Genomic DNA, 25,600 nt, shown 5'->3' on the forward strand with positions numbered 1-25,600 from the left:
TGAGCACTTATCGCATGTTCATCACCGGACCACCACAGATGGATTTTTCGCGGTATCGACGACGAAGACCGCGAAGACCTCAAGAGTTCGAAATTTCTTTTCCACAGCAGCGACAAACCACCACTAGAGAACAGGAGCACCACCATGCCTATCGACATGATTGAAACCGAAGAATTCAACCAAGGCACGCAGATCAAGGTGATCGGCGTCGGCGGCGGCGGCGGCAACGCCGTCGACCACATGATTGAACGCAGCGTTCAGGGCGTCGAATTCATTACGGCCAATACTGATGCTCAAGCTCTGTTGCGCAGCCGCGCTCACCGCACCATCCATCTGGGTGGCAGCGGCCTGGGTGCCGGCAGCAAGCCCGACAAGGGCCGCGATGCTGCGGAAGCTGCTGTGGAAGATATTCGCGCTGCCATCGAAGGCGCGCACATGCTCTTCATTACGGCAGGCATGGGTGGTGGTACGGGTACCGGTGCATCGCCTGTGATCGCACGAGTGGCCAAGGAAATGGGCATTCTGACGGTGGGTGTGGTGACCAAGCCTTTCGAGTGGGAAGGCGGTCGCCGCATGCAGAACGCTGACGCCGGCCTGGCCGAGTTGGAGGCGAATGTGGACTCGCTGATCGTTGTGCTCAACGAAAAGCTGCTCGATGTGCTGGGCGACGATATCTCCCAGGACGAGGCTTTTGCCCATGCCAACGACGTTCTGAAGAACGCCGTGGGCGGCATTGCCGAAATCATCAACGAGTACGGCCATGTGAACGTCGACTTCGAAGACGTGCGCACCGTGATGGGCGAGCCCGGCAAGGCCATGATGGGCACGGCCAAGGCCGCCGGTCCCGATCGTGCCCGTATCGCTGCCGAGCAGGCCGTGGCCTGCCCGCTGCTGGAAGGCATCGATCTGTCCGGCGCCAAGGGCGTGCTGGTGCTGGTGACTGCAGCCAAGGGTAGCCTCAAGCTGTCCGAGTCGCGTCTGGCCATGTCCACCATCAATGCCTATGCGTCTCCCGATGCGCATGTGATCTACGGCGCTGCCTACGATGACTCGCTGGGCGACGAAATCCGCGTGACCGTGGTGGCCACCGGCCTGTCGCGTCCCAATGTGCGTCGCCAGAACATCCAGGTGGTGCAGGGCGGTCTGCGTACCGGTACCGACAACGTGGCAGTGGGTCTGCCTCCCCTGGGCGGCATGGACTACGGCACGGCCAACACCAATGTGCCCAGCGTCTGGCGCACCAACCGCACCCAGGCTTCGGAGCGCGTGAGCGCGCTGGCGTCTGGCGGCATGGACGATGTGGAGATCCCGGCGTTTCTGCGCAAGCAGGCTGATTAATTCCCCCTGAGCGGCTTTGCCGCTTCCCCCTCTCTGGCGCTTTGCGCCGGAGGGGGACGACACCCTCGGTGCGGGGCAGCCCTTCCTCGGTGTCTCTGCCTCCGAGTGCGCCAGCGCTTGAGAGTCAGCCGCAAAGGCCTTTGGTTCGTTAAGGACTGATGGCCCATCAGTTCGCTGTATCGCAGCGATTAAGACAACCCTGGGTCGGCGTAAGCCGGCTCGGGGTTGTCCCATTTAAAATACCAGCATGCTTCAGCAACGTACCATCAAGACCATTTCCCGTGCCGTAGGCGTGGGCCTGCACAGCGGCCAGCGTGTCGAGTTGACGCTGCGCCCTGCCCAGCCTGATACCGGCATCGTGTTCCGTCGCGTGGACTTGCCTGAGCCTGTGGATATCCCCATTTCCGCCGAGGCAGTGACCGATACGCGCATGGCTTCCACCATCGGCAGTGGCGGAGCCAAGGTGCATACGGTAGAGCACCTGATGTCGGCCATCGCCGGTCTGGGAATCGACAACCTCTACGTGGACATCACTGCCGAAGAAGTGCCGATTCTCGATGGCTCTTCGTCCTCGTTCGTTTTTCTGCTGCAAAGCGCCGGCATCGAGTTGCAGAAAGCGCCCAAGCGCTTCATCCGCATCAAGAGCCCGATCGAGGTGCGCGAGGGCGAAGGCCAGAACCTCAAGTGGGCGCGCTTCGATCCCTACCACGGCTTCAAGCTGCGCTTCGAGATCGACTTCGCTCACCCAGCCGTGGACTCCACGGGGCAGTGCGTGGAGTTCGACATGGGTCTGGACAACTACACACGCGACATCGCCCGCGCCCGCACCTTCGGCTTCACCAAGGATGTGGAAATGCTGCGCAACAATGGCCTGGCACTGGGCGGCGGGCTGGACAACGCCATCGTCATGGATGACTACAAGGTCCTGAACAGCGACGGCCTGCGCTATGACGACGAGTTTGCCAAGCACAAGATCCTTGACGCGATCGGCGACCTGTACCTGATCGGCAAGCCCATTCTCGGTGCCTACAGCGCCTTTCGCTCGGGTCACGGCCTCAACAACAAGCTGCTGCGCGCAATGACCGAGCAGCCCGAGACCTGGGAGCTCGTGACCTTCGAGAGCGAGCGCCAGGCTCCTCAGGGCTTTGCCATGCCCGCTCAGGCCTGGTGAGCGAGACCTCCATGTTGATCTTTCGCTGGCTGGCCACCTTGCTGATTCTGGCTTCGGCATTGAGCTTTGCTTTCTATCTGGGAACCGGCAAGGCGCACTACAAGCGCCTGGGCTTTTTGCTGTTCAAGTGGACGGTGATTGCCGGTCTGGCCTTTTTTGCCGTGATGTTTGTCGGACGCATCATCTGAGAACTAATGAATATTGATAGCGGCTTGCCAAATCCGGCTTGGCGTTTCATAGGTTTCTGTTCTGTAAACAGCGCGCAAAAAGTGGTAAATCGGCAGTTGCTCACTTCTTGCGGCGCCGAAATTGGGTAAAGATGGATCTGCTGCGGCTGCCATGACCGGCCGCACACCTTGTTGACCGAAACAATTCGACAAAGGAGTACCCATGTCCCGTTTGACTACCCGCATTCTTTCTGCCTCCATTGCCGCCTGCCTGGGTCTGGGCAGTCTGGCCGTTCAGGCTCAGCCCGGCCCGCCACCCGGCCGCGGCAATGGACATGGAGCGCAGGACATGCGCCATGGCGGTCGCCATGATGATCGTGGTCGGCATGAGCAGCGCCATGACAGGCGCGACGACCGACGTGCCGATCATCACGACAATGGTCGCCGTGGCGGTGGTCCCGACCATAACTGGTACAAGGGCAGTCGCGTGCCGCCGCAATACCGCAGCCAGCACTATGTGGTGAATGACTGGCGCGGCCACCATCTGTCGGCGCCGCCGCGTGGCTATCACTGGATTCAGAACGGCGGCGACTATCTGCTGGTTGCCATTGCCACAGGCGTGATCGCCTCCATGGTGCTGAGCAATTACTAAACCGTGAAACCTCTCGAAAAGCCGTGGCCTGCCGCGGCTTTTTTGTATGTAAAGGAGTCCTGTAAAGCAGGCTCAGTTTGGGTCATGCAATTGACCATCCCCAGAATCTGGCCGAACATTCTGCGGACGCACTGCAATGCAGATCGGGAGCGGATCACGGAGGGTTGGCCTTATATGCGAAGAGTCGATGTACCGACCAGGGATGGGCATTCCATCGTGCTGACACGCATCGGCCCCGCGCGGGGGGCGGTGGTGGTCGTGACGCACGGCACGTTTTCCAGCGCATCCTCATGCCAGAGGCTGGGTCGATTCCTCGCTGCGCAGGGTTTTGGCGTCTGGCTTTTCGATTGGCGAGGACATGGGCTGAATCAGTCAGTCAGCCACGATTACGACCTGGAAACTGTGGCCGAGCATGACGTTGACAGCGCTCTTCAAGAGATTCTCCGCCAGGAGCAAGGTCGCTCCATGGTATTCATCGGGCATAGTGGTGGGGGCATTGCAGCGGCCATCTGGGCAGCGCGCCAGCCCGAGCGTGCGCAGGCGCATCTGGCCGGTCTCGTGTTGCTGGCCGCTCAGACGACCCATGCAGCTGCAACCTTTTCAGCGCGGATCGCAATCCACGGGTACAGGGCCTGGATAGACCGTAGGCAATGGTTGATAGCAAGCTCAATGGTGGGCCCCGAGAGGGAAAGCGCTCGCCTGATGCGGCAGTGGTGCCATTGGAACCTGCGCCGCAGCTTTGTCGGGAAGGACGGCATGGATTATCCGAGCAGCCTGGCCCAGGTTCGGATTCCCGTTCTGGCACTGGCAGGATCTGCGGACCGTGTGATCGCTCCCTGGCGGGGCTGCGAAGCCCTTGCCAGGGCCTTCGCAGGGCCTGATGTGGAGTTTCTGCTATGCGGCAAGGCCGCAGGCTTTGCGGAGGACTACAGCCACAGTCGGTTGCTGATGTCCGGCAATGCGCAATCCGATGTGTTTCCCAGGATCGCGCAGTGGATCAGGCTCAGGTCCGCACTGGATCAATAGACCCGTCCGCCCCGGTACATGGCATGTTGCTTGCGGCGCAGATCGGTGGACTTGGCCATCAGCCCCATGGCGGCAGCCGCATGGGCATGGGTGATCGCCAGCCCCAGCGCGTCGGCGGCATCGGTGCCGGGCAGGCCGGGCAGTTGCAGCAGCCGTTTGACCATTTCCTGGATCTGACTCTTGGCTGCGCGACCATGGCCGACCACGGCTTTTTTCATCTGCAGGGCGGTGTATTCGGAAACCGCGAGATTGGCGTTGACCAGGGCCGTCAGCGCCGCACCACGGGCCTGGCCCAGCAGCAGCGTGGACTGGGGGTTGACGTTGACGAAGACGATTTCCACGGCAGCCACCTCGGGCTGATAGCATGAGGCGACTTCGGAGATGCCGTCGAACAGCACCTTGAGACGGCCCGGCAGGTCGCCGAGTTCCATCTTGTTGGTGCGTATGGTGCCGCTGGCCACATAGGACAGGCGCTGGCCTTCCATGTCGATGACGCCAAAGCCCGTGGTCTGCAGGCCAGGGTCGATTCCTAGAATTCGCATGGCTGTCGATTATCCACGTACAAAACCTTCACGCTCCATGCGGGTGACAGCAAGCAAGAGCCGCCTCGCGGCGATGCTGCCGTCCTCCTCGGGGAAGGCGCGGGGCCGCCCAGGCGAAGCGCCTCAGGGGGGCGTCACCATCGGTATATAGCGCGCAATCGTGCGACTGCGCTGCGCCAGATAGCGCGATTGCGGCATTTTCTCGAAGCGCTTGGGTGCCGGAAGCATGGCGGCAAGTCGTGCTGCCTCAGCCGCATTGAGCTGGGCGGCACTCTTGCGGAAGTAATGTTGGGCGGCGGCCTCGGCGCCGAACACGCCCTGGCCCCATTCCACATTGTTGAGATAGATCTCCAGAATGCGCTGCTTGCTCAGCATCAGCTCCAGCAATTGCGCCAGCACCAGCTCCTGGCCCTTGCGCAGAAAATTGCGTTCGCCCGACAGCAGCAGGTTCTTGGCCAGCTGCTGGGTGATGGTGGAGCCGCCATAGACCTTGGCGGGCTTGCTGTTGTTTCCGGCTTTTTCGGCCTGCATGGCCCTGGCCTCGGCTTTTGCGTTGCGCTGCCAGGCCCTCTGAACGGCATTCCATTCCACGCCGTGATGGTCCATAAAGCCGGCATCTTCGGAGGCAATCACCGCGCGCTTGAGGTTGCTGGAGATCTGGTCGTAGTCCACCCATTGCTCGCGCCAGCGCAGGCCCTCGCTGCTGTGGGCAAGCTGCCAGGCTTCGGAGCGCTGATAGCTGGTGGACTCTGGACCCAGCCATGCCATGACTGCGATGCGTGCTACAAAAAACAATTGCAGCAGCAGGGTGGCGCAAAGCACCAGCAACAGCAGTCGGCCAAGAGCTTTCATGGTGGGGCGAGGTTTTAGTGAGCGGCTTCGGCGTGCAGCAGAGCGCGCAGTTCGGCCAAGACTTGTGCAGAGGGCGGACGCACGCCGCGCCATAGTGCAAAGGACTCGGCAGCCTGCTCCACCAGCATGCCCAGACCATCACGCGCCAGCGCGCCGTGGCTGCTGGCCCAATTCAGAAAATTCTGGGCGGCGGGGCCGTACATCATGTCGTAGGCCAGACTGCGTGCGTGCAGCACGCTGGCGGGCGCGGGCACCTCAGCCCCAGTCAGGCTGCTGGCTGTGGCATTGATGATGATGTCGAAATTTTGGGTCAGATCAGTCTCAAGCACTTGCCTTTCAAGTGCTACCAGCTCTACGTTATGTAGTGTGGCAATGGCCGCATGCTGCTGGACCAGCGTTTGAGCCCTGGCATGAGTGCGGTTGACCACGACTAGGCGGCGGGGCTTTTGCTCCAGCAAAGAGCCCAGGGCTCCAGCAGCGGCGCCGCCCGCGCCAAGCAGCAGCACATCACGCCCGGCGATGGGCACACCGGCATTGCGGGTGATGTCGGCCACGATGCCCAGGCCATCGGTGTTGTCGGCATGAATGCCGTTGGCACCGAATACCAGCGTATTGGCAGCACCAGCCAGCCGCACGCGCTCGCTGGTGCTGGTGGCCAGCTCGGCCGCCTGCAGCTTGAAGGGAACGGTCACATTGCAGCCCTTGCCGCCGCGCGCGGCAAAGTCGCGCACAAAGTCGGCAAAGCCATCCAGCGGCACCAGGGCGCGGTCATAGCTGACGGGCTGGCCGGTCAGCTCGGCGAAGCGGGCATGAATCCAGGGAGAGCGGCTATGGGCAACGGGGTTGCCCATGACGCAGTAGGCATCAAGCGTATTTGTCATAAAAAGGCTGAAGGAAATCGCTGAGCAGAGTTGGGTACGCGTTGGGGCAGTGGCCGGCGAGATCGGCGCAGCCTAAGCCAAGGCAGCCGCACAAGGGCCGTCCCGCCGCGCTGGCTGCGTTCCCCGCCTGCAAGCGAAGCGATGCGAGAGCGGGGGAAGACGCCGAAGGCGGCACAGGGGGTCACCTTATGTCTGTTTCCAGTGTCTGCTCGCGTGTGAACCTGAAGCGCGAGACGACGGCGATCTGATCGGCCTTGGTGCGCATGGCCGGGCCGAAGTGGCCGTAAGGGGCTGCGGCGCGGGCAATGGCCTCGGCACGGGTATCGAGCATGCGGTTACCCGAGCCCTGCACCACCTCGGTGGAAAGCACGCGGCCGTCATGATTCACGGTCAGGATCATGACCAGCTCGCCATACAGCTTCTTGCCCTTGTTCTCGGGGAAGTTTTCCGTGCCCTTGTCTTCCACCTTGCGGCGCAGCGCATCGTAGTAGACGGCGTACACGGCCTCCTTGGTGGCGGGGCTGATATAGCGCTTCTTGGGGCGGGCGTTTTCTGCGTTGATACGCTTTTCAATCTCGGCCAGCAGCTTGATGAGCTGCAAGCGCTTTTCTTCCTGTGCCTCCAGGGCCTTGTTGTCGGCGCTCAGGCGCGGGTCTATCGGGGGCAGCGCGGCCACTTGCTGGCGCAGCTGGGTCAGCAACTGGTTCTGCTGCTCCTGCATGGCGTCGAGCTGGCGCTGTTTTTCCTCGAAATCGTCGCCCACTGTCGTCAGGGCCGAGTAGGGCATGGGACTGGTGGCCCGGCCCTGGTCGGCATCGCCGCCGCCGGCCAGCGAGGTCTGGGCGATGGCCTGGGCCTTGTCCGGCGTCTCGTTGGCGCGGGCATTGACCAGAATCACTTCCAGCGGCGTGTCCTGAAACACGCGCTCAAAGCGTTCCGGGTCCACGAAGCGGACGGTCAGCAACACGGCATGGACGGCGATGGAAACGCCCAGCGCCAGCTGCAGCGTACTCAGTCGTCGAAGAGAGGTGGGCAGTTTCACGGCAGCGTCAGAGCGATGAGGTGTGGAGATCAGGACTTGGGCTGGTCTGCAGCGGGATCGGCGTCGTTCATGTCCACTGCAATGGAGATGGGGCCGGCCACGGTTTCTTCATCGTCCTCACCGCTGTCCTCGCCTTCGCTTTCGGCCTCGGCTCCTGCATCCAGGCGCTCGATCAGCGTGCCCGAGATGTCCAGCGAGATCTCGTCGATCTCGCCGAGCTTGACGCGCACATGGGCGCCGCGCGGCAGGTTCTGCGCCCCCAGCACGGGCAGCACCAGAGGCAGATTGTCGGCGCGCACCAGGAAGGAGCCGTTGGGGCCTTCCTTGAACACGCTGGCCGTCAGTTCGCTGATGCCGTTCTGCTCAAGATACTTGAGCGTCCAGAAACGCTCCATGCCGGCCTGATAGCCGTTGTAGGCGCTGTAGGCGCCGTCAAAGCTGCTGATGATGCCGAACAGCTCGGCGTCCTTGGGCTTGAAGGGCGCTGCCAGGGCAGCCGTCTTGCCATGGCGGGCGCAGGCAATGATCTGCCACTGATTGACAAGGTCCACATAGCGTCGCAGCGGGGAGGTGGCCCAGGAGTAGGCTTTCACACCGATGCCGGCATGGGGCAAGGCCTTGGTGCTCATGCGTACCTTGACGCCGGGTGCCAGGCTGGCCTGGCTGCGGTAGATGCCGGGCACACCGTGCTCGGCCAGCATCAGTCCCCAGGTGCTGTTGGCCACGATGGCGGCCTCGGCCACGATCAGGTCCAGCGGCGCGCCGCGCTTGCGCACGGTGATCTGCACCTGCTCGCTGCCATTGGGCTCGGCGCCGTCGTTGCCGACGAGACGGAAGTTGTAGTCCGGGCGGTTGAAGTTCTCGGGCTTGCCGCGCACCACTTCGCGATTGGCCTTGAGGAACTTGGACCAGCGCTGCAAAAAGGTGAGCTCCTTGCGCTTGCCCAGCAATGAATCAGGCGTGTTTTCAACCTCGATCGAGGAGTCAGTCAGCCATTCCTCGGTGACGATGTGATCGAGCTTGTCGTAGCGGAAGTTGACTTCCACGGGCACGCGCTCGAGACGGGTTTCGCTGGAGATGGTCTCCAGCGTCTCTTCGTTGATCTGCACATACAGCGAGACCGCGGGGTTGGAGCGGCCTTCGTCCAGCGTGTAGATATGCACCACGTCGTCGGGCAGCATGGTGATCTTGTAGCCGGGCATGTAGACGGTGGACAGACGGGCACGGCCCAGCTTGTCCAGCTCGCCGCCGGGCGTGATGGCCAGACCGGGGGCGGCAATGTGGATGCCCACGGTGACGGTGCCCGTGCCCAGGCCCGTGACGGACAGCGCATCGTCGATTTCGGTGGTGGCCGAGTCGTCGATGGAAAAAGCCTTTACATCGGCCACGGGCAGGTCGGCCGGTGGCTGGGGGGCCTGCACGGAGGGGAAGCCCGTGCCCTTGGGGAAGTTGTCGAACAGGAAGCGCTTCCAGTGAAACTGGTAGGAAGAGTCGATGGCGCCTGCGCGGTGCAGCAGCTCCAGCGGGGCCAGCTTGGTGGCGCGGCTGGCATCGACCACGGCCTTGTATTCGGCAGCGTTCTTGTCGGGCTTGAACAGAATCTTGTAGAGCTGTTCGCGGATTGCCTGCGGGCATTCGCCGCGGCCCAGTTCCTCGGCCCAGGCGTCGATCTGTGCCTGAATCTGCTTTTTCTTCTCGATGGCGGCAAGGGCTTGCTGCAGGATTTCTGCAGGAGCCTTCTTGAAGCGGCCCTTGCCCGCACGACGGAAATAGTGCGGTGCGTCGTACAGGCAGAACAGCGCACCGGCCTGCTGGGCCAGCGTCGCGGATTCGGAAAAATAGTCACGCGCCAGGTCGGCAAAGCCGAACTCTTCCTCGGGCGCAAATTCCCAGGCCAGATCAAGATCGATCTCGGCGGCCTGGGCCTGGCCCTGAGCGACCAACTCGGCAGGTGCCGGCTTCTCGAACTTGAGCAGGATATTGGCGGCCTTGACCTTGACCCGCTTGCCCGAGTCCAGCTCGACTTGGGCAGAGGATTCGGCTTCGGAGAGGATGCGCCCGGCCAGAAATTTGCCGGCTTCTTCAAACAGTGCGTGCATAACCGCGCATTTTCCCACGAGCCGAACATTCGGCGCTCAGAAGTGATTCAGTTCATGCTTGAGGTCGGTCAATATCAGACGCGGCCCCCGCGCGGTCAGGGCCGTGAACAGGGGGCACGTTGCTGCAATACAGCCGTTTCCTGGGGTGGCGCCTGGAGTCGCCAAGGGCATCAGGCCAAGGCCAGAAATTCGTCGATCCGGTCCAGATACTCGGCAAAGTTGCTCAGGGCGTGGTCGCCGCCTTCTTGCACCAATTGAAGTGCGTGAGGGTAGCGCTCGCTCATCTCGTTCCAGTCCAGCACCTCGTCGCCCTGGGCGATCAACACCATCTCGGGGGCTGCCGGCGTCATGGTGCGGGTGTCGAGCTGGCGCAATTCCTCAATGTATTCGGGGCGAAAGAAGAAGGTTTCCTCGGGGTCATGCCAGCTGTACTGCTCGCCAATGTATTTTTCCAGGTCGCGGGCCGGGTTGACGGCGGGGTTGATCATCACGCTCTTGCAGCGCGCCAGCTGGGCCACCCAGCTGGCGTAATAGCCGCCTAGCGACGAGCCCATGATGGCCATGTTCTGGCGTGGCCAGTTGGCTATGCCCTCGACGATCACGGCCGCCGCTTCGCGCGGCGAGGGCGGCAACTGCGGGCACCACCAGCGTACCTTGGAATGCCTGGCGCCCACATAGTCCGCCATGATGCGTGCCTTGTTGGACTGGGGGGAGGAGCGAAAGCCGTGCAGGTACAGCAGGTGGGTGGTCGTCATAGCGGCAATCTCCTCTGGTAAAAAACACTTCTGTCGCGGTCATTGTGGACTGTCTGCCCCAAGACTATCAGGGGAGAAGGCCTATGGCGGGGGGAATGAGCGTGGGCCGACTTGAGTCGTCAGCAAAGCTCAACCCTGCAAGCTGCACGGCAGTCGGCTCCCACGATAATTGCGGCCCATGTCCGCCATCGAATTCGATAAGCCCTCGCTGCTGCAACGCATTGTTCCGCTGTTTCGCGGCTTTGATTTCCTGCTGCTTCTCTTTATCGCCATGTTGGCGGGTGCGGGGCTGCTGGCCATGTACTCGGCGGGTTTCGATCACGGCACGCGCTTTGTGGACCACGGCCGCAATATGCTGATTGCGGCGGGTCTGCTGTTTGTGCTGGCCCAGATATCCCCCCAGCAATTGATGAAGGTGGCCGTGCCGCTCTACACCCTGGGCGTGGTGTTGCTGGTGGCAGTGGCGCTGTTCGGCATCACCAAGAAGGGGGCCACGCGCTGGGTGAATGTGGGAGTGGTGATTCAGCCCTCCGAGCTTTTGAAGATCGCCACGCCGCTGATGCTGGCCTGGTGGTTCCAGCGCCGCGAGGGCAATCTGCGCGCCTCGGACTTTGTCATCGCCTTTGTGCTGCTGATGGTGCCCGTGGGCCTGATCATGAAGCAGCCCGATCTGGGCACCTCGCTGCTGGTGATGGCTGCCGGCCTGTCCGTGATCTTTTTTGCCGGCCTGCCCTGGAAACTCATCGTGCCGCCGGTGCTGCTGGCCCTGGTCGGCATTTTCCTCATCGTCTGGTTTGAACCCCAGCTCTGTGCCGATGGCGTGAGCTGGTATTTTCTGCATGACTATCAGCGTACACGCGTCTGCACCTTGCTGGACCCCACGCGCGACCCGCTGGGCAAGGGCTTTCACATCATTCAGGGCATGATCGCCATCGGTTCGGGCGGTGTCTGGGGCAAGGGCTTTATGGCTGGGACGCAGACCCACCTGGAATTCATTCCCGAGCGCACCACCGACTTCATCTTTGCCGCCTATTCCGAAGAATTCGGCCTTATAGGCAATCTCTTCATCATCGTCGGCTTTCTCTTGCTTGTCTGGCGCGGGCTGGCCATTTCCATGAATGCCAACTCGCTGTTCGGCCGACTGATGGCAGCCGCCGTGGCCATGATCTTCTTCACCTATGCGTTCGTGAACATGGGCATGGTCAGCGGCATTTTGCCGGTGGTGGGCGTGCCTCTGCCTTTCATCAGCTATGGCGGCACGGCCATGGTTACGTTGGGCCTGGCGCTGGGCGTGCTGATGTCGGTGTCGCGGGCGCAGCGGCAACTACCCGGCGGTGATGGGCATATTCCCCATGCGTGAAGACCCGTGATCGGGATTGGATGCTCTTAAAAGGAGAGCTTCAATTCTATGCTTTGCAAGCCTTGAGTAATGGTTTTATGTGAAACTGCGTGCCGGGGCGGCGGGCTTAGATCGTTGAAAAATGTCAGTAGTTCCGTCCAAGGTCTTGCTTCGACTGTAAACAGCGTTTACAAACGGTTCTGGGGGGTCAGAAGACCGATCAAGCGGGAGCGGCAAAGACCCAGGTGGGGTTCTGCAATGCAAAGCGGGCAGGGCGGAACCCGGCAAGTGCGAAGCTAAGTGAATGGAGCGGAATGTTGTTCAGCCTGGTGGGGCAACATTCCGCTCTTTTTTATGCGCAGCCCGAGACAAGTCAGGGCTTGCAGCTATCTCTACAATGCTCTCATGATTTCCCGCGAACCCACCATCGAACGCTTGGCCACGGCCCGTCAGTTGCTGCTTGAGCCCTTCGGCCTGGACGAAACCCATCTTGCGCGTGCGCTTGCCGAAATTCGCTCGCACCAGGTGGATGACGCCGATCTCTACTTCCAGTACACCCGCGCGGAAGGCTGGAGTCTGGAGGAAGGCATCGTCAAGACCGGCTCCTTCTCCATCGATCAGGGAGTAGGCGTTCGGGCGGTCAGCGGCGAGAAGACGGCTTTTGCCTATTCCGACGACATTTCCGAAGCTTCGCTGCTGGATGCCGCACGTACCGTGCGCTCCATCTCCAGCGCAACCCAGACGCGCCGCGTCAAGGCGGGTGCGCAGAAGATTGCGCAAAGCCGCTCGCTCTATCCTGAGCTGGACCCCATCAGCACGCTGGACAGCACGGCCAAGGTCGAGTTGCTGGGCAAGGTGGAAAAGCTGGCCCGCGCCAAGGACCCGCGCGTGGTGCAGGTCATGGCCGGTCTTGCCAGTGAATACGATGTGGTGCTGGTGGCCCGTGCGGACGGCACGCTGGCCGCTGACGTGCGCCCGCTGGTGCGCCTGTCGGTGACGGTGATCGCCGAGCAAAAGGGCCGCCGCGAGGTGGGCTCCTCCGGTGGTGGCGGTCGCTTCGGTCTGGCCTATTTCAGCGACGAGCAGATCAGCCAGTATGTGGACGAGGCCGTGCATGCAGCCCTGGTCAACCTCGAATCGCGTCCCGCACCGGCCGGTGTGATGACCGTGGTGCTGGGTTCTGGCTGGCCCGGCGTGCTGTTCCACGAGGCCGTGGGCCACGGCCTGGAAGGCGACTTCAACCGCAAGGGCTCCAGCGCCTTCAGCGGCCGCATCGGTCAGCGCGTCGCCGCCAAGGGCGTGACCGTGCTGGACGACGGCACGATTGCCGATCGCCGTGGCTCTCTGAACGTGGACGACGAGGGCCATGTCAGCCAGAGCAATGTGCTGATCGAGGACGGCATTCTCAAGGGCTATATCCAGGACTCCATGAATGCACGCCTGATGGGCGTCAAGCCCACGGGCAATGGCCGTCGAGAAAGCTATGCCCACATCCCCATGCCGCGCATGACCAACACCTATATGCTGGGTGGCGACAAGGATCCGCAGGAGATCATTGGCTCCATCAAGAAGGGCCTGTACGCCACCAACTTCGGCGGAGGTCAGGTGGACATCACCAGCGGCAAGTTCGTGTTCTCTGCCAGCGAAGCCTACTGGGTGGAAAACGGCAAGATCCAGTACCCCGTCAAGGGAGCGACCATCATCGGCAGCGGCCCGGAGTCGCTCAAGCACATCAGCATGATAGGTAACGACATGCGCCTGGACTCGGGTGTGGGCACTTGCGGCAAGGAAGGCCAGAGCGTGCCTGTGGGCGTGGGCCAGCCTACGCTGCGCATTGACGGCCTGACAGTTGGCGGCACGGCCTGATAGAGGTTTCATGGCGGGCCTGCCCGTCGTGAGCACCAACCCCCGCTTTGCATGGCAGAGCGGGGGTTTTTCATTTCAGTGTGCTGCAGACCATTCGCCACAGACCGCTTACGGCAAAAAAGCTTGTGGCAAACCGCTGTAGATCGCCTGGCAGCAGGGTTTTTTCATGGCGTTTCGTGGCCTTGCCCTTAATATTGCTGATACGCTGAAAAATTGCACTGATTATGGGTAAATTGAAATTTAAATCAATAAAATTCTGAAAAATAAGAAAAAACGCAAAAATATTGCGCATGAATAAATTTTGAAAAATGCGCCATTTCAGAGGGAAAACCTGTTTTTGACAGAACAGCGGTGCGAGCTGCTGCTGTTGCAATGCAAAAGAGCTGTGCTACATTGAAAGACATGCAAACGCAACGCGCCTATTTCTTTTACTTTTGGTTCTCGCCCCTGGCGGCTGAGAGGTAAACGCGCGCACCCTGCAAACACCTCCCAAAGAACCGCCGAAGCTGCAAAGCCCGGCGGTTTTTTTTCACCCCTACGTTTCAGCACCCCCGGTTTTCAACGATCAAACACCTCACGAAAGATTGCCATGACTGCTCTGAACACTTCCGCCACCGATTCCTGGTATCGCGCCGGCTCTCCCAAGACAGGCCAGACCGACGACGCACGTATCAAGGAAATCACAGTGTTACCCCCTCCAGAGCACCTCATTCGCTTCTTCCCCATTCGCGGCACTGCCGTGGAGACGCTGATCAGCGACACCCGCCGCAGCATCCACAACATCATGCGTGCGCAGGATGACCGTCTGCTGGTCATCGTCGGCCCTTGCTCCATTCACGATCCGGCTGCTGCCCTGGACTACGCCCGCCGTCTGGCCGTGGTGCGCGAGCAGTACAAGGACACGCTGGAAGTGGTGATGCGCGTCTATTTCGAAAAACCCCGCACCACCGTGGGCTGGAAGGGGCTGATCAACGATCCCTACCTGGATCAGAGCTATCGCATCGACGAAGGCCTGCGCATTGCGCGCCAGCTCCTGATCGACATCAACCGCCTGGGTGTGCCAGCGGCCAGCGAGTTCCTGGATGTGATCTCGCCCCAGTACATCGGTGATCTGATCAGCTGGGGCGCCATCGGTGCTCGCACCACGGAAAGCCAGGTGCATCGTGAACTGGCTTCGGGCATTTCGGCGCCGATTGGCTTCAAGAACGGCACGGACGGCAATATCCGTATTGCCACCGACGCGATTCAGTCGGCCAGCCGAGGCCACCATTTCTTGTCGGTGCACAAGAACGGCCAGGTCGCCATCGTGCATACGGGCGGCAATCAGGACTGTCACGTGATTCTGCGCGGTGGCAAGACACCCAACTACGATGCCGAGCATGTGGCGGCCGCCTGCAGGGATCTGGAGACAGCGGGCCTCACGCCTTCGCTGATGGTGGACTGCAGCCACGCCAACAGCAACAAGCAGCATGAGCGCCAGAAGGATGTGGCCCGTGATATCGCGGCTCAGATCGCCGGTGGCTCCAGCAGCGTGTTCGGCGTGATGATCGAAGGTCATCTGGTCGGCGGTGCGCAGAAGTTCACGCCCGGCAAGGACGAAGTCTGCGATCTGACCTACGGCCAGAGCATTACCGATGCCTGCCTGGGCTGGGATGATTCTCTGGCAACGCTGCAAGAGCTGTCGCAGGCCGTGAGCCAGCGCCGCGCTGCTGCGCTCGCCAGCAAGCAGGAAGCCGAAGTGCTCGCCTGATCGATAAAGCGGGCGTGAACGAAACAGGCCACAGGGAGTATTTCCTGTGGCCTGTTTGTTTTTCTATATGGGAATGGGCTGCTTGCTTGCTCGATCAGTGTTTGGTGTCCGGCGTTGATGCCGGTGTCATTTCGCATCCATTGAGGGTGGCATCGATGCGGTTGAGCAGGCGCAGCAACTGCTGCTTGTCAAAGTCGGTGCGCTGCTGCCACTCGTGGTCGGCCAGCGGATAGACATGGCTTTGGTGGGGGAGGCTGCCTTTGGCATCGATCACGGCGCGCAGGCGCGGGATGAACACCCATTGCAGCCACTCGTGCAGCTTGAGCGTGTCGTACATGAAAGGCGTGGTGGATTCCAGTGCCTTGGGGTCTGGGGCTACGGCGGACCAGAGCTTCTGGACCTGAAGTTCGGCTTCCAGCTGCAGCAGATGCTCGCGTATTTCTTGGTGGATGTTCTCAGCGGTCATGGTGATGGTTCCTGAAGGCGTTGCAAGGCCTGCAAACTGGTATTCGTCAAAGATTTATGCAGTATGTAAGTCCTCTCGTCACATTTTCAAGGCAGGAGCCTGGATGGAGATAACTGGCGGGTTACGAGTCCGTGATGACACTTGAAAAAGACGGTTTTGCCCTTATATTCTTGCCAAGCATGCGAGCAATGCTATGAAATTTAAAGATTTTTCATTGCTTTGCATGCCATGTTCCTGTAACCACTGTGATGCTTGATGCAAGTCTTTCAGGCCATGCATTGGTTGCCGCAGCTGTTTGCAAGCCGTCAGCTTGCAGCGTCTTCAGCACCGCGGTCACTATTAAGCTGTGGCCACGACAACGAATGGTGCAAGAGTCACCAGGTCAGAGGAGATTTATGCGTAGTGAAGTAATCGTGGTTTTGGATGGCGACCGTGAATACCGGGTCGATACCCAGTCGCTGTCCCCTATCAGTTCGGACGAAGGCCGACGCTGGCTGGATCAGCAGTTTGTCTCGCTCGAGTGCGAGCCTTTGCGGGCCACCGGCAAGGTGTTGCTGGCTGACAAGCTGGTGGTGGTGGCGCGGGAGGCGCGCAATCGCCCCGAGCTGTTTGACAACGAAGACTGGCGCAACAGCTATGCCCTGGCAGCGCATGCAGTGCTGTCCAAGCCCTTGATCCGGGTGGATGTGCCTGCGATGTCGATAAGTTATTGACACCCCTGAGCCGCTGCGCGGCTTCCCCCTCTCTGCTTTGCGGAGGGGGCGACAGCCTCGCTGCGAGACGGCTCTTGCTTGCTGTCCCCATGTGGATGCATGCCAGTTTTGAAGATCGCTAATAAAAAATGCCTGCGTTGTGAGCGGGCATTTGCTTTTTTGGAGACCTATTTCAGCGCTTCCAGCAGCTTGGCGTGGATGCCGCCAAAGCCGCCGTTGCTCATGCAGACGATATGGTCACCAGGGCGGACGACGGCGCTGATCTGCGCTATCAGGGTCTCGATATCACCTGCTACCTGAGCGCGCTGGCCGGGGCCTACGCCCATGGATTCCAGGGCTTCGGCGGCATCCCAGTCCAGGCCTGCAGTGTGGCAGAAGACCAGATCGGCGCTTTCCAGCGACCAGGGCAACTGGCTCTTCATGGTGCCCAGCTTCATGGTGTTGCTGCGAGGCTCGAACACTGCCAGGATGCGGGCCTCTGCTCCGAGCTTGCGGCGCAGGCCGTCCAGGGTGGTGCGGATGGCTGTGGGGTGGTGGGCGAAGTCGTCATAGACCTCGATGCCGTTGACCGTGCCGCGCAGTTCCATGCGACGCTTGACGTTCTGAAAGCGCGACAGGGCTTCGCAAGCCACCTCGGCACTAACGCCCAGATGGTCGGCGGCAGCGATGGCGGCCAGTGCATTGAGCTGGTTGTGCACGCCGGTCAGGCTCCAGCGCAGTTGCGCCACCTTTTTGCCGCGGTGCAGCACGGCAAAGTCGCTGGGATCGCCATCGGCGCTGAAATCGCTGACAGCCGAGCCGAAGCTCCGCACTTCACTCCAGCAGCCCTCGGCCAGCACGCGGGTCAGGCTCTCTTCCAGGCCGTTGCTCACCACACGGCCGGTCGATGGCACGGTGCGTATCAGGTGGTGGAACTGGCGCTCGATGGCTGCCAGATCGTCAAAGATGTCGGCGTGATCGAATTCCAGGTTGTTGAGCACGGCCGTGCGGGGACGGTAGTGCACAAACTTGCTGCGCTTGTCGAAGAAGGCGGTGTCGTACTCATCGGCTTCGATCACAAACACGGGTTCGTCACCGACGGGGCCAGGACCAGCGGCGGGGCGCTGGGCCGCACCGAGGCGGGCGGAGACGCCAAAGTCCAGTGGTACGCCGCCGACCAGGAAACCGGGTTGCAGACCTGCGCACTCAAGCACCCAGGTCAGCATGGAGGTGGTGGTGGTCTTGCCGTGGGTGCCGGCCACGGCCAGCACATGGCGACCGCGCAGCACATGCTCGGCCAGCCATTGCGGGCCGCTGGTATAGGCGGCGCCGGTGTCCAGAATCGCTTCCATCAGCGGGAATTTGGGCGACCCGTCGGGCAGACGTTTGCGGCTGACGACGTTGCCGACCACATACATATCGGGCTTGAGCGCAATCTGGTCGGCGCCATAGCCCTCGATCAGCTCGATGCCCAACTGGCGCAGCTGATCGCTCATCGGCGGGTAAACACCGGAATCGCAGCCCGTCACCTTGTGACCGGCTTCTCGTGCCAAGGCGGCCAGGCCCCCCATGAAGGTGCCGCAAATGCCCAGAATATGTATGTGCATGGCCGGGGATTCTACGTTTGCCTGCATGACCTGGAGGCAAGCCATGGCCTGCCTGAGCGCTGACGGTAACCTTTCTTACCAAATTGATAGCTGGTTGCGCATGGCCTATATGGATTTAAATGTGTTTTTACTTTCGGTTCGATACAAAGCGGTCGCTAGCCGCTATCAAAACCTTGGTCTGTACGGGCCAGGTCAAAGTGCGGTCATTCATCTGGGTCACAATGCGAGCATGACCTGCCGCGTCTGCTGCGGCGGGCGTGATGAAATAGCGCTATGAGTTTGGATAACGTGACTGCTGAAATCGCTCAGACAGCGGCCCGCCTGGTGGTGGAGGAAGGCCTCGAATGGGGTCCGGCCAAGCAACGGGCCGTGCGTCAGCTCGGCCTGCCCGGCCGCACGGCGCTGCCCGACAACGACCAGCTTGAAGAAGCGGTGCGTGAATATATAGAGCTGTTCTGCGGCGACACCCAGCCGCAGGAGTTGCAGGCACTGCGCGAGCTGGCCCTGGTCTGGATGGACAGGCTGCAGGAATTTCGCCCGCATCTGGCCGGAGCAGTCTGGCGCGGCACGGCCACACGGCTGTCGGATATCTATCTGCAACTGTTCTGCGATGATCCCAAATCTGCCGAAATAGCGCTCATCAACAACCATGTGCAATACGAGCCGAGCAGGGTCACAGGCTTTCAGGGCAAGCCGGTCGAGGCACTTTCCATTCACGCACTGTGCAAGCCGATCAATGAAACCGTGGGCGTGCATCTGCTGGTCTACGACCATGATGATATGCGCGGTGCCATGAAGCCCGACAGCCATGGCCGCAGCCCGCGTGGTGATGCCAAGGCCTTGCGCAAGCTGCTGCAGGAGAGCTGCGATGAGTGAAAACACCTCTGAGAACAAGTCGACCAATGGCTCGCGCCGTCTGTGGCTGACCGGCGCAGTGGCCGCAGTGGCGGCCGGGGGCGGCGCCGGCGTGGCCTGGTGGCGCAGCCAGCCTCAGGCCATGGGCCCTGGCGCCGAGGCGCAACTGTGGGGGCAGACCTTTGAAACGCCCGATGGCAAGCCTTTTGCCATGGCTGGCTTCCAGGGGCGGCCCTTGCTGGTGAACTTCTGGGCCACCTGGTGCCCACCCTGTGTCAAGGAGCTGCCCATGCTCAGCGAATTTGCGGCGCAGCAGGGTGCAAAAGGTATTCAGGTTGTTGGCCTCGCGGTCGACAAATCCGAAGCCGTGCTGCGTTTTTTGCAGCGTCAGCCTGTGCAATTCCCGGTAGCCATCGCCATGCAAGGGGGATTGGGACTGAGCAGAAGTCTGGGTAACTTGCAGGGAGGCCTGCCATTCACGGTTCTGTTTGATGCCAAGGGGCAAGTGCGGCAACGTAAAATAGGCGAGCTTTCCAGCGAAGATCTGACAGATTGGAGCAAATAGAGCGAATGAACATTGCTCTTGTCGTCAGAAAAGTGTAGGTAACTAAATTCCATGGCGACGTTAGTGAAAAATATCTGCCAATGCACGCAGAAGGCCGAATTTGAGGTAAATTCGCGCCCTGTTTAGAAATACGTCGCTGGAGCTCCCATGGATTTGCGAAAACTCAAGACCCTTATTGATCTGGTGTCCGAATCGAATGTGTCGGAACTGGAGATCACCGAAGCAGAGGGCAAGGTCCGTATCGTCAAGAGCGAAGGTGTGGTTCACCAATACGTTGCTGCCCCCGTGCAAGCCGCTCCTGTGATGGCTGCCCCCTTGGCGGCAGCTCCCGTTGCCGCTGCTCCCGTGGCGGCCGCAGCCCCTGCTGCTGCTGAAGGCCATGTGGTGAAGTCGCCCATGGTCGGTACCTTCTACCGTGCCTCCAGCCCCGGCGCCAAGCCCTTTGTGGATGTGGGAAGCCAGGTCAAGGAAGGCGAAACCATCTGCATCGTTGAAGCCATGAAGATCCTCAACGAAATCGAAGCCGACAAGACCGGCACCATTGTTCGCGTTCTGGGTGAAAACGGCCAGGCTGTGGAATACGGCCAGCCTCTGTTCGTGATCGAGTGATAGATCATGAGGCGTTGCGTGCAGTTCGCATGGCAGCGCCGAGGTGCGCTAGCCACTGGCTGCGCGACTGAGTCATTGGCAGTAGTCTGTGCCGCGGCACAGGCACCAAGCTGCGAGGAACTTCATGTTTAAGAAAATTTTGGTTGCCAATCGGGGCGAGATCGCCCTGCGCATCCAGCGCGCTTGCCGTGAGCTGGGTATCAAGGCGGTGATGGTGTACTCCGAAGCCGACCGTGATGCCAAGTACGTCAAGCTGGCCGATGAGGCCGTCTGTATCGGCCCGGCTCCTTCTCCGCTGTCCTACCTCAATATGCCGGCCATCATCTCGGCTGCCGAGGTGACCGATGCAGAAGCCATCCATCCCGGTTACGGTTTCCTGTCCGAGAACGCCGACTTTGCCGAGCGAGTGGAAAAGAGCGGCTTCACCTTTATCGGCCCGACTCCCGAGAACATCCGCACCATGGGTGACAAGGTTTCGGCCAAGCAAGCCATGATCAAGGCCGGTGTGCCTTGCGTGCCCGGCTCGGACGGCGAACTGCCCGATGATCCCGCGCTCATCAAGCGCATTGCAAAGACCATCGGCTATCCCGTGATCATCAAGGCCTCGGGCGGCGGCGGCGGTCGCGGCATGCGTGTGGTGCACACCGAAGCTGCGCTGATCAATGCCGTGCAGATGACCAAGGCCGAAGCCGGCGCTGCTTTCGGCAATCCTGCCGTCTACATGGAAAAGTACCTGCAGAATCCGCGTCACGTGGAGATCCAGGTGCTGGCCGATACGCACAAGAACGCCGTGTATCTGGGCGAGCGCGATTGCTCCATGCAGCGTCGCCACCAGAAGGTGATCGAGGAGGCTCCGGCTCCCGGCATTCCCCGTCGTCTGATCGAGAAGATCGGCGAGCGCTGCGCTGCGGCCTGCAAGAAGATCGGCTATCGCGGTGCGGGTACTTTCGAGTTCCTGTACGAGAACGGCGAGTTCTACTTCATCGAGATGAACACCCGCGTGCAGGTGGAGCACCCCATCACCGAGCTGATCACGGGCATCGACATCGTGCGCACCCAGATCATGATCGCTGCCGGCGAGAAGCTGCCTTTCACCCAGCGCCAGGTCGAGTTCAAGGGGCACGCCATCGAGTGCCGTGTGAACGCCGAAGATCCGTACAAGTTCATCCCTTCGCCCGGCCGCATCTCCATGTGGCATGCTCCCGGCGGTCCTGGCGTACGTGTTGACACCCATGTGTACAACAATTACTTCGTGCCGCCCAACTACGACTCCATGATCGGCAAGATCATTGCCTATGGCGATACCCGCGAGCAGGCCATGGCCCGCATGCGCACGGCCTTGTTGGAGACCGTGGTGGAAGGCATCAAAACCAATATTCCGCTGCACCAGGATCTGATGGTCGACTCCAAGTTCATGGAAGGCGGCACCAACATCCACTATCTGGAAGAGTGGCTGACGCATCGCACGCCCAACAAGCGATGAGATCAGGAGCCTTGCTGCTCTGAGTTCCCATGCTGGCCTCTGGCAACGGAGGCCAGCATTTTCGTTTTTCAGGAAAGTACAAGTGCGTTCTCTCCATCAGGGCTGACCTGACATGGAGACGCAGTTGCTAGAAAGGATGGCCATGTTCGAGCTGAGCCTGCTGTGCCCCGAAGATCGGGTCGAAACCATTAGCGAAGCGCTGGATGCACTCGATGCATTGAGCGTGTCCGTAGAAGATGCCGATGCGCAGACCGAAGCCGAGCAGGCACTGTTCGGCGAGCCTGGCATGCCCGCACCGAAGGAAGGCTGGAACCGCAGCCGCGTGATCGCCCTCTATCCCGACGAAGCTGCGGCCACCGAGGCGCGTGATCTGCTGCTGCCGCAGGACTTTTTTGAGGGCTGCAAGATTCTGGCCCTCAAGCCCGTGCCCGAGCAGGACTGGGTGCGCCTGACGCAGTCGCAGTTCGAGCCCGTGGATATCACGCCCGAGTTCTGGATCGTGCCCACCTGGCATGAACTGCCCGAGCAGGCCAAGGTCAGCATCCGTCTGGACCCTGGTCTGGCTTTCGGTACCGGCACCCACCCCACTACTCGCATGTGTCTGCGCTGGATTGCACGCCAGCCCAAGGGTACCCTGGGACGCACGCTGGACTATGGCTGTGGCTCGGGCATCCTGGCCATTGGTGCAGCCAAGTTCGGCGCGACTGATGTGGATGCGGTGGACATCGATCCCGCGGCCGTGGAATCGACCAACTACAACACCAGTGCCAACCATGTGGAAGTCAGGGCCGGCCTGCCAGATGCGGCTGGCGGCGAGTACCAGACCGTGCTGGCCAATATTCTGGCTACGCCGCTCAAGGTGCTGGCGCCGCTGCTGTGCGGTCGTGTGCAAGCTGGCGGCAATCTGGTGTTGGCGGGCATTCTGGAACGCCAGGCCGACGAGCTGAAAGAGGCCTATGCGCCTTATCTCAAGCTGGAGGTGGCCGACAGCGAAGACGGCTGGATTCTCATGACTGCACAGCGAGCAGCCTGATTGCGATGCAAACCCGCAGCCAGCAGGTGTGCGGGTTGTTGCTGCCTACAATTGAACCCTGATGAGCCAAGTCACCCGTTGCCCCTCCTGTGGAACCCGCTTCAAAGTGGTCGCCGACCAACTGCGCATCTCGCAGGGCTGGGTGCGCTGCGGGATGTGCCAAAGCGTCTTTGATGCCTCGCAGGATTTGCAGTCCGTGCCCGACGAGCTGCTGCAGCCGGAAGCTACTGATGCGCCGCAGAAGCCTGCCGTGCAGGAGGTGCAGCCGACGGAAGCCGGAGAACAGCGGACGCCGGTTTGGCCGCAGCAGGATGCCGCGGATGCTCCCGCCCCCGATACGCAGAAGGCTGAGGCCTTGCAGGAGTTGGCATCGGATTCGGTGGACGCGGTACCGACTGTTGCCCCGGCAGCAGAGCCTGCCGATGTGGTTTCCGAATCCGAGTCGTCCATGCCCGGGATGGCGGATGCACAGCCCTCGTTTGTCGATCAGGCGCGTCCTCTGACTGAAGAGGATGCAGCAGCTGCTCAGCATGATCCTCATCCGGACGCGAGCGAGCCGGAGGATGGGCTGGAGTCTGGTGATATTCCCGCTCCCGCCGAGCCGGAGCCGGAGCTGCTTGTGCAGCCGCCGTCGAGCGAGGTCCTGATGGCCGAGGCCGCGCAGGACCTCAAGGATGAGGCCCAGGCCGAAGCTGTCTCGAAGGAGGCGCTGCTGCATACCGATATCGGCGCTATACAACCCGCCAGGGACCGGGCGCAGGCTGTCACGGATGCGGATCGGTATGAGGCCGCTGCCATTGCCGGCAATGAACCTGGCTTTGTGCGTCAGGCCCGCCGGCAGGCGTTCTGGCACTCGGCAGGCATGCGTGTGGCGCTGGTGCTGGGCTCGCTGGTAGCCGTAGCCGGTGTCGTGGGGCAATATGCCTGGCTGCAACGCGATGTGCTGGCTGCGCAATATCCGGCGCTGGCCCCTGTGCTGACCAAGGCCTGCAGCCTGGCGGGTTGCGAGCTGCAGGCCCGCCGCGCGATTGCCGATGTGGTGATCAGTGGCTCGGGCTTCAAGCAACTTGCCGATGACCATCAGTACCAGTGGAGCCTGACATTGGAGAACCGCTCCGATGTGCCAGTGGCCATGCCCATGGCCGAGCTGACCTTGACTGATGCACAGGACAGGCCTTTGCTGCGCCGTGTGATCGACCTGAGGCTGCTGGGTGCCCCGGAGCAGCTGCATGCCCGTCAGGAGTGGAGCGTGAACGTTCCTGTGCAGGTGCAGGACCTCGGCGCCGCAGTGGCGGGTTACCGGGCGCTGGTTTTTTATCCCTAATACGGCTTGTGCCAATTCGGATCAGGCAGGGTGTTTCGTCAATAGAAATGCCCGTTGTACATCCTTGTTGGCGCAAGCCCCCCTTCATTCATTTCTGAAAGAGAACGCACCATGGCCGCTTTGATCTGCGGGTCGCTGGCATTCGACAACATCATGACCTTTGAAGGTCGTTTCGTAGACCAGATTCTTCCCGACCAGCTGCACATACTGAATGTATCGTTTCTGGTGCCCACGCTGCGCCGCGACTTTGGTGGCTGTGCCGGCAATATTGCCTATAGCCTGAAGCTGCTCGGCGGCGATGCGCACCCCATGGCCATGGTGGGCAGTGACGGTGCGGATTATGTGCAGCGCTTCAAGGAGCTGGGCATTGAGACCCGTCATGTGGGTCAGCTGCAGAGCACGCATACGGCGCAGTGCATGATCATGACCGACCATGACAACAACCAGATCACGGCTTTCCACCCAGGCGCCATGATGCAGGCGCACGAGAATCGCATCACTGCCGACATGGCTGCCGATGTCAAGATCGGCATTGTTGCTCCCGATGGCCGTCAAGCCATGATCGAGCACGCCGCCCAGTTCAAGGCTGCAGGCATTCCCTTTGTGTTCGATCCCGGCCAGGGCCTGCCCATGTTCAATGGCGACGAGCTCAAGGCCTTTATCGAGCAGGCCGACTGGGTGGCAGTGAACGACTATGAAGGCAAGATGCTCAGCGAGCGCACGGGCCTGAGCTTTGACGAGATCTCGCACAAGGTGCGCGGTTTGGTCGTGACCCTGGGCGCCGAAGGTTGCGAAGTCTGGCAGCAGGGCGAAAAGACATTGGTTGCTCCGGTGAAGCCCGCTGCCGTGGTCGATCCCACAGGTTGCGGCGATGCCTGGCGTGGTGCCTTCCTGTTTGGTCTGGAGCGTGGTTGGGATCTGGTGCGTTGCGCCGAACTGGGAAACCGCATGGGTGCGCTCAAGGTTGCGCATCGCGGCCCGCAGAACTATCAGCTGGACTTTCAGCCCTGATTTGGTGTCCGTGCCCTGAGGGCACTGATATCAGGCATGTAAAAAAGCCCGACTCTCGCAAGAGAGGCCGGGCTTTTTTATGGCGTGCAGGTCAGCGAACCGATCAGGGCTTGTTACCTGTGGGGAAGGGCCAGGCGGCTTGAGGTGCCAGGCGGGTCTGTGCCACGGGTGCAGCGGTTTCGGTTACTGCGGCAGGAGCGGGTGCTGCTGCAGCCTTCTTGGGAGCAGCGGCCTTGGCAGCAGTTGCAGCCTTCTTGGGGGCAGCCTTTGCAGGAGCGGCGGCCTTGGCAGCAGTCGCAGCCTTCTTGGGAGCAGCGGCCTTGGCAGCAGTCGCAGCCTTCTTGGGTGCAGCGGCCTTGGCAGCAGTTGCAGCCTTCTTGGGTGCAGCGGCCTTGGCAGCAGTTGCAGCCTTCTTGGGTGCAGCGGCCTTGGAAGCAGTTGCAGCCTTCTTGGGTGCAGCGGCCTTGGCAGCAGT

Annotated in this window: 26 protein-coding genes and 1 pseudogene; 17 read left to right on the forward strand and 10 right to left on the reverse strand. The window is 61.2% G+C overall.

The window, feature by feature from the left end:
• Nucleotides 1–144 precede the first annotated feature (144 nt).
• The 5 genes from ftsZ to AAIL66_RS18210 all read left to right on the forward strand — a co-directional run bounded on the left by ftsZ (nt 145) and on the right by AAIL66_RS18210 (nt 4,354).
• Complete coding sequence (gene ftsZ / locus AAIL66_RS18190; RefSeq protein WP_003068965.1) at nt 145–1,338, forward strand: cell division protein FtsZ; 1,194 nt, start codon at nt 145–147, stop codon at nt 1,336–1,338.
• 247 nt (nt 1,339–1,585) lie between these two features.
• Entirely contained in the window at nt 1,586–2,509 is a 924-nt protein-coding gene (gene lpxC, locus AAIL66_RS18195) for a UDP-3-O-acyl-N-acetylglucosamine deacetylase (protein ID WP_034354325.1), read from the forward strand.
• 11 nt (nt 2,510–2,520) lie between these two features.
• Entirely contained in the window at nt 2,521–2,697 is a 177-nt protein-coding gene (locus AAIL66_RS18200; protein WP_003068960.1) for a hypothetical protein, read from the forward strand.
• 202 nt (nt 2,698–2,899) lie between these two features.
• Nucleotides 2,900–3,328 (forward strand): RcnB family protein, encoded by a 429-nt coding sequence (locus AAIL66_RS18205; protein ID WP_034354321.1) that lies wholly within the window; start codon nt 2,900–2,902, stop codon nt 3,326–3,328.
• Between the two features lie 84 nt (nt 3,329–3,412).
• Nucleotides 3,413–4,354: an alpha/beta fold hydrolase gene (locus tag AAIL66_RS18210; protein ID WP_233425109.1), complete on the forward strand. Its 942-nt coding sequence runs from the start codon at nt 3,413–3,415 to the stop codon at nt 4,352–4,354.
• Here AAIL66_RS18210 and ruvC read toward each other — a convergent pair.
• The 6 genes from ruvC to AAIL66_RS18240 all read right to left on the reverse strand — a co-directional run bounded on the left by ruvC (nt 4,348) and on the right by AAIL66_RS18240 (nt 10,525).
• Nucleotides 4,348–4,896, reverse strand: coding sequence for a crossover junction endodeoxyribonuclease RuvC (ruvC, locus tag AAIL66_RS18215; RefSeq protein WP_034393396.1), 549 nt, complete (start codon nt 4,894–4,896; stop codon nt 4,348–4,350). The genes AAIL66_RS18210 and ruvC overlap by 7 nt on opposite strands.
• A 123-nt stretch (nt 4,897–5,019) precedes the next feature.
• On the reverse strand, nt 5,020–5,748 hold the full coding sequence (gene mtgA / locus AAIL66_RS18220; RefSeq protein WP_343497374.1) for a monofunctional biosynthetic peptidoglycan transglycosylase: 729 nt from the start codon (nt 5,746–5,748) through the stop codon (nt 5,020–5,022).
• 14 nt (nt 5,749–5,762) lie between these two features.
• A complete protein-coding gene (gene aroE / locus AAIL66_RS18225; RefSeq protein ID WP_343497375.1) occupies nt 5,763–6,629 on the reverse strand; it encodes a shikimate dehydrogenase in 867 nt (288 codons plus the stop codon).
• A 181-nt stretch (nt 6,630–6,810) separates the two neighbouring features.
• A complete protein-coding gene (locus AAIL66_RS18230) occupies nt 6,811–7,671 on the reverse strand; it encodes a TonB family protein (RefSeq protein ID WP_003068949.1) in 861 nt (286 codons plus the stop codon).
• 29 nt (nt 7,672–7,700) lie between these two features.
• A complete protein-coding gene (locus tag AAIL66_RS18235; protein WP_063663897.1) occupies nt 7,701–9,770 on the reverse strand; it encodes an RNB domain-containing ribonuclease in 2,070 nt (689 codons plus the stop codon).
• Nucleotides 9,771–9,940: 170 nt separating this feature from the next.
• The gene (locus AAIL66_RS18240) at nt 9,941–10,525 is read right to left on the reverse strand and encodes a YqiA/YcfP family alpha/beta fold hydrolase (RefSeq protein WP_343497376.1); all 585 of its coding nucleotides are present in this window, start codon (nt 10,523–10,525) and stop codon (nt 9,941–9,943) included.
• A 178-nt stretch (nt 10,526–10,703) separates the two neighbouring features.
• On the opposite strand from AAIL66_RS18240, the gene rodA reads away from it, so the two are divergent.
• Together rodA and tldD are read left to right on the forward strand one after the other, a co-directional pair.
• Nucleotides 10,704–11,885 (forward strand): rod shape-determining protein RodA, encoded by a 1,182-nt coding sequence (gene rodA, locus AAIL66_RS18245; RefSeq protein ID WP_003068946.1) that lies wholly within the window; start codon nt 10,704–10,706, stop codon nt 11,883–11,885.
• Between the two features lie 384 nt (nt 11,886–12,269).
• The gene (tldD, locus tag AAIL66_RS18250) at nt 12,270–13,730 is read left to right on the forward strand and encodes a metalloprotease TldD (RefSeq protein WP_003051333.1); all 1,461 of its coding nucleotides are present in this window, start codon (nt 12,270–12,272) and stop codon (nt 13,728–13,730) included.
• Between the two features lie 70 nt (nt 13,731–13,800).
• On the opposite strand, the gene AAIL66_RS18255 is transcribed toward tldD, so the two are convergent.
• A complete protein-coding gene (locus AAIL66_RS18255; protein WP_343497377.1) occupies nt 13,801–14,103 on the reverse strand; it encodes an ABC transporter in 303 nt (100 codons plus the stop codon).
• 216 nt (nt 14,104–14,319) lie between these two features.
• Here AAIL66_RS18255 and AAIL66_RS18260 point away from each other — a divergent pair, with 216 nt between their 5' ends.
• A complete protein-coding gene (locus AAIL66_RS18260; protein ID WP_003068944.1) occupies nt 14,320–15,480 on the forward strand; it encodes a 3-deoxy-7-phosphoheptulonate synthase in 1,161 nt (386 codons plus the stop codon).
• A 94-nt stretch (nt 15,481–15,574) separates the two neighbouring features.
• Here the strand turns inward: AAIL66_RS18260 and AAIL66_RS18265 are convergent, their stop codons facing one another.
• Nucleotides 15,575–15,946 (reverse strand): YqcC family protein, encoded by a 372-nt coding sequence (locus AAIL66_RS18265; RefSeq protein ID WP_012839819.1) that lies wholly within the window; start codon nt 15,944–15,946, stop codon nt 15,575–15,577.
• 395 nt (nt 15,947–16,341) lie between these two features.
• On the opposite strand from AAIL66_RS18265, the gene AAIL66_RS18270 reads away from it, so the two are divergent.
• Nucleotides 16,342–16,659 carry a hypothetical protein gene (locus AAIL66_RS18270; protein ID WP_012839818.1) on the forward strand — a complete coding sequence of 106 codons (318 nt, stop codon included), beginning with the start codon at nt 16,342–16,344 and terminating at the stop codon, nt 16,657–16,659.
• Nucleotides 16,660–16,826: 167 nt separating this feature from the next.
• Here AAIL66_RS18270 and mpl read toward each other — a convergent pair whose 3' ends face one another.
• Nucleotides 16,827–18,245 (reverse strand): UDP-N-acetylmuramate:L-alanyl-gamma-D-glutamyl-meso-diaminopimelate ligase, encoded by a 1,419-nt coding sequence (gene mpl, locus AAIL66_RS18275; protein ID WP_034354299.1) that lies wholly within the window; start codon nt 18,243–18,245, stop codon nt 16,827–16,829.
• A gap of 43 nt (nt 18,246–18,288) precedes the next feature.
• Here mpl and AAIL66_RS18280 point away from each other — a divergent pair, with 43 nt between their 5' ends.
• The 8 genes from AAIL66_RS18280 (at nt 18,289) to AAIL66_RS18315 (ending at nt 25,125) form a co-directional block, all read left to right on the forward strand.
• Entirely contained in the window at nt 18,289–18,522 is a 234-nt protein-coding gene (locus AAIL66_RS18280; RefSeq protein ID WP_343497378.1) for a hypothetical protein, read from the forward strand.
• Entirely contained in the window at nt 18,519–19,121 is a 603-nt protein-coding gene (locus AAIL66_RS18285) for a hypothetical protein (protein WP_343497379.1), read from the forward strand. Before AAIL66_RS18280 ends, AAIL66_RS18285 begins: the two co-directional genes overlap by 4 nt.
• Nucleotides 19,114–19,665, forward strand: a complete 552-nt coding sequence (locus tag AAIL66_RS18290) for a TlpA disulfide reductase family protein (RefSeq protein ID WP_034377094.1) — start codon at nt 19,114–19,116, stop codon at nt 19,663–19,665. The genes AAIL66_RS18285 and AAIL66_RS18290 overlap by 8 nt, the downstream gene beginning before the upstream one ends.
• A 147-nt stretch (nt 19,666–19,812) precedes the next feature.
• Complete coding sequence (gene accB, locus AAIL66_RS18295; RefSeq protein ID WP_003068934.1) at nt 19,813–20,274, forward strand: acetyl-CoA carboxylase biotin carboxyl carrier protein; 462 nt, start codon at nt 19,813–19,815, stop codon at nt 20,272–20,274.
• 124 nt (nt 20,275–20,398) lie between these two features.
• Entirely contained in the window at nt 20,399–21,757 is a 1,359-nt protein-coding gene (gene accC, locus AAIL66_RS18300) for an acetyl-CoA carboxylase biotin carboxylase subunit (RefSeq protein ID WP_003068932.1), read from the forward strand.
• A gap of 142 nt (nt 21,758–21,899) precedes the next feature.
• Nucleotides 21,900–22,790 (forward strand): 50S ribosomal protein L11 methyltransferase, encoded by an 891-nt coding sequence (gene prmA, locus AAIL66_RS18305; RefSeq protein WP_003068930.1) that lies wholly within the window; start codon nt 21,900–21,902, stop codon nt 22,788–22,790.
• Nucleotides 22,791–22,851: 61 nt separating this feature from the next.
• Nucleotides 22,852–24,114, forward strand: coding sequence for a DUF3426 domain-containing protein (locus tag AAIL66_RS18310; RefSeq protein WP_343497380.1), 1,263 nt, complete (start codon nt 22,852–22,854; stop codon nt 24,112–24,114).
• Between the two features lie 111 nt (nt 24,115–24,225).
• Complete coding sequence (locus tag AAIL66_RS18315; RefSeq protein WP_034354288.1) at nt 24,226–25,125, forward strand: carbohydrate kinase family protein; 900 nt, start codon at nt 24,226–24,228, stop codon at nt 25,123–25,125.
• Nucleotides 25,126–25,228: 103 nt separating this feature from the next.
• Here AAIL66_RS18315 and AAIL66_RS18320 read toward each other — a convergent pair.
• Nucleotides 25,229–25,600, reverse strand: a pseudogene (locus AAIL66_RS18320) (hypothetical protein); the annotation flags it as partial.

The organism is Comamonas sp. F1-6, assembly GCF_039581415.1.
Classification (GTDB): Bacteria; Pseudomonadota; Gammaproteobacteria; order Burkholderiales; family Burkholderiaceae_C; genus Comamonas; species Comamonas thiooxydans.

What these genes read in the sequence shown, in the direction of transcription:
- ftsZ (WP_003068965.1), top strand. Translation starts at nt 145, where the DNA reads ATGCCTATCGACATGATTGAAACCGAAGAATTCAACCAAGGCACGCAG.
- lpxC (WP_034354325.1), top strand. Translation starts at nt 1,586, where the DNA reads ATGCTTCAGCAACGTACCATCAAGACCATTTCCCGTGCCGTAGGCGTG.
- AAIL66_RS18200 (WP_003068960.1), top strand. Translation starts at nt 2,521, where the DNA reads ATGTTGATCTTTCGCTGGCTGGCCACCTTGCTGATTCTGGCTTCGGCA.
- AAIL66_RS18205 (WP_034354321.1), top strand. Translation starts at nt 2,900, where the DNA reads ATGTCCCGTTTGACTACCCGCATTCTTTCTGCCTCCATTGCCGCCTGC.
- AAIL66_RS18210 (WP_233425109.1), top strand. Translation starts at nt 3,413, where the DNA reads ATGCAATTGACCATCCCCAGAATCTGGCCGAACATTCTGCGGACGCAC.
- ruvC (WP_034393396.1), bottom strand. Translation starts at nt 4,896, where the DNA reads ATGCGAATTCTAGGAATCGACCCTGGCCTGCAGACCACGGGCTTTGGC.
- mtgA (WP_343497374.1), bottom strand. Translation starts at nt 5,748, where the DNA reads ATGAAAGCTCTTGGCCGACTGCTGTTGCTGGTGCTTTGCGCCACCCTG.
- aroE (WP_343497375.1), bottom strand. Translation starts at nt 6,629, where the DNA reads ATGACAAATACGCTTGATGCCTACTGCGTCATGGGCAACCCCGTTGCC.
- AAIL66_RS18235 (WP_063663897.1), bottom strand. Translation starts at nt 9,770, where the DNA reads ATGCACGCACTGTTTGAAGAAGCCGGCAAATTTCTGGCCGGGCGCATC.
- AAIL66_RS18240 (WP_343497376.1), bottom strand. Translation starts at nt 10,525, where the DNA reads ATGACGACCACCCACCTGCTGTACCTGCACGGCTTTCGCTCCTCCCCC.
- rodA (WP_003068946.1), top strand. Translation starts at nt 10,704, where the DNA reads ATGTCCGCCATCGAATTCGATAAGCCCTCGCTGCTGCAACGCATTGTT.
- tldD (WP_003051333.1), top strand. Translation starts at nt 12,270, where the DNA reads ATGATTTCCCGCGAACCCACCATCGAACGCTTGGCCACGGCCCGTCAG.
- AAIL66_RS18260 (WP_003068944.1), top strand. Translation starts at nt 14,320, where the DNA reads ATGACTGCTCTGAACACTTCCGCCACCGATTCCTGGTATCGCGCCGGC.
- AAIL66_RS18265 (WP_012839819.1), bottom strand. Translation starts at nt 15,946, where the DNA reads ATGACCGCTGAGAACATCCACCAAGAAATACGCGAGCATCTGCTGCAG.
- AAIL66_RS18270 (WP_012839818.1), top strand. Translation starts at nt 16,342, where the DNA reads ATGCGTAGTGAAGTAATCGTGGTTTTGGATGGCGACCGTGAATACCGG.
- mpl (WP_034354299.1), bottom strand. Translation starts at nt 18,245, where the DNA reads ATGCACATACATATTCTGGGCATTTGCGGCACCTTCATGGGGGGCCTG.
- AAIL66_RS18280 (WP_343497378.1), top strand. Translation starts at nt 18,289, where the DNA reads ATGGCCTGCCTGAGCGCTGACGGTAACCTTTCTTACCAAATTGATAGC.
- AAIL66_RS18285 (WP_343497379.1), top strand. Translation starts at nt 18,519, where the DNA reads ATGAGTTTGGATAACGTGACTGCTGAAATCGCTCAGACAGCGGCCCGC.
- AAIL66_RS18290 (WP_034377094.1), top strand. Translation starts at nt 19,114, where the DNA reads ATGAGTGAAAACACCTCTGAGAACAAGTCGACCAATGGCTCGCGCCGT.
- accB (WP_003068934.1), top strand. Translation starts at nt 19,813, where the DNA reads ATGGATTTGCGAAAACTCAAGACCCTTATTGATCTGGTGTCCGAATCG.
- accC (WP_003068932.1), top strand. Translation starts at nt 20,399, where the DNA reads ATGTTTAAGAAAATTTTGGTTGCCAATCGGGGCGAGATCGCCCTGCGC.
- prmA (WP_003068930.1), top strand. Translation starts at nt 21,900, where the DNA reads ATGTTCGAGCTGAGCCTGCTGTGCCCCGAAGATCGGGTCGAAACCATT.
- AAIL66_RS18310 (WP_343497380.1), top strand. Translation starts at nt 22,852, where the DNA reads ATGAGCCAAGTCACCCGTTGCCCCTCCTGTGGAACCCGCTTCAAAGTG.
- AAIL66_RS18315 (WP_034354288.1), top strand. Translation starts at nt 24,226, where the DNA reads ATGGCCGCTTTGATCTGCGGGTCGCTGGCATTCGACAACATCATGACC.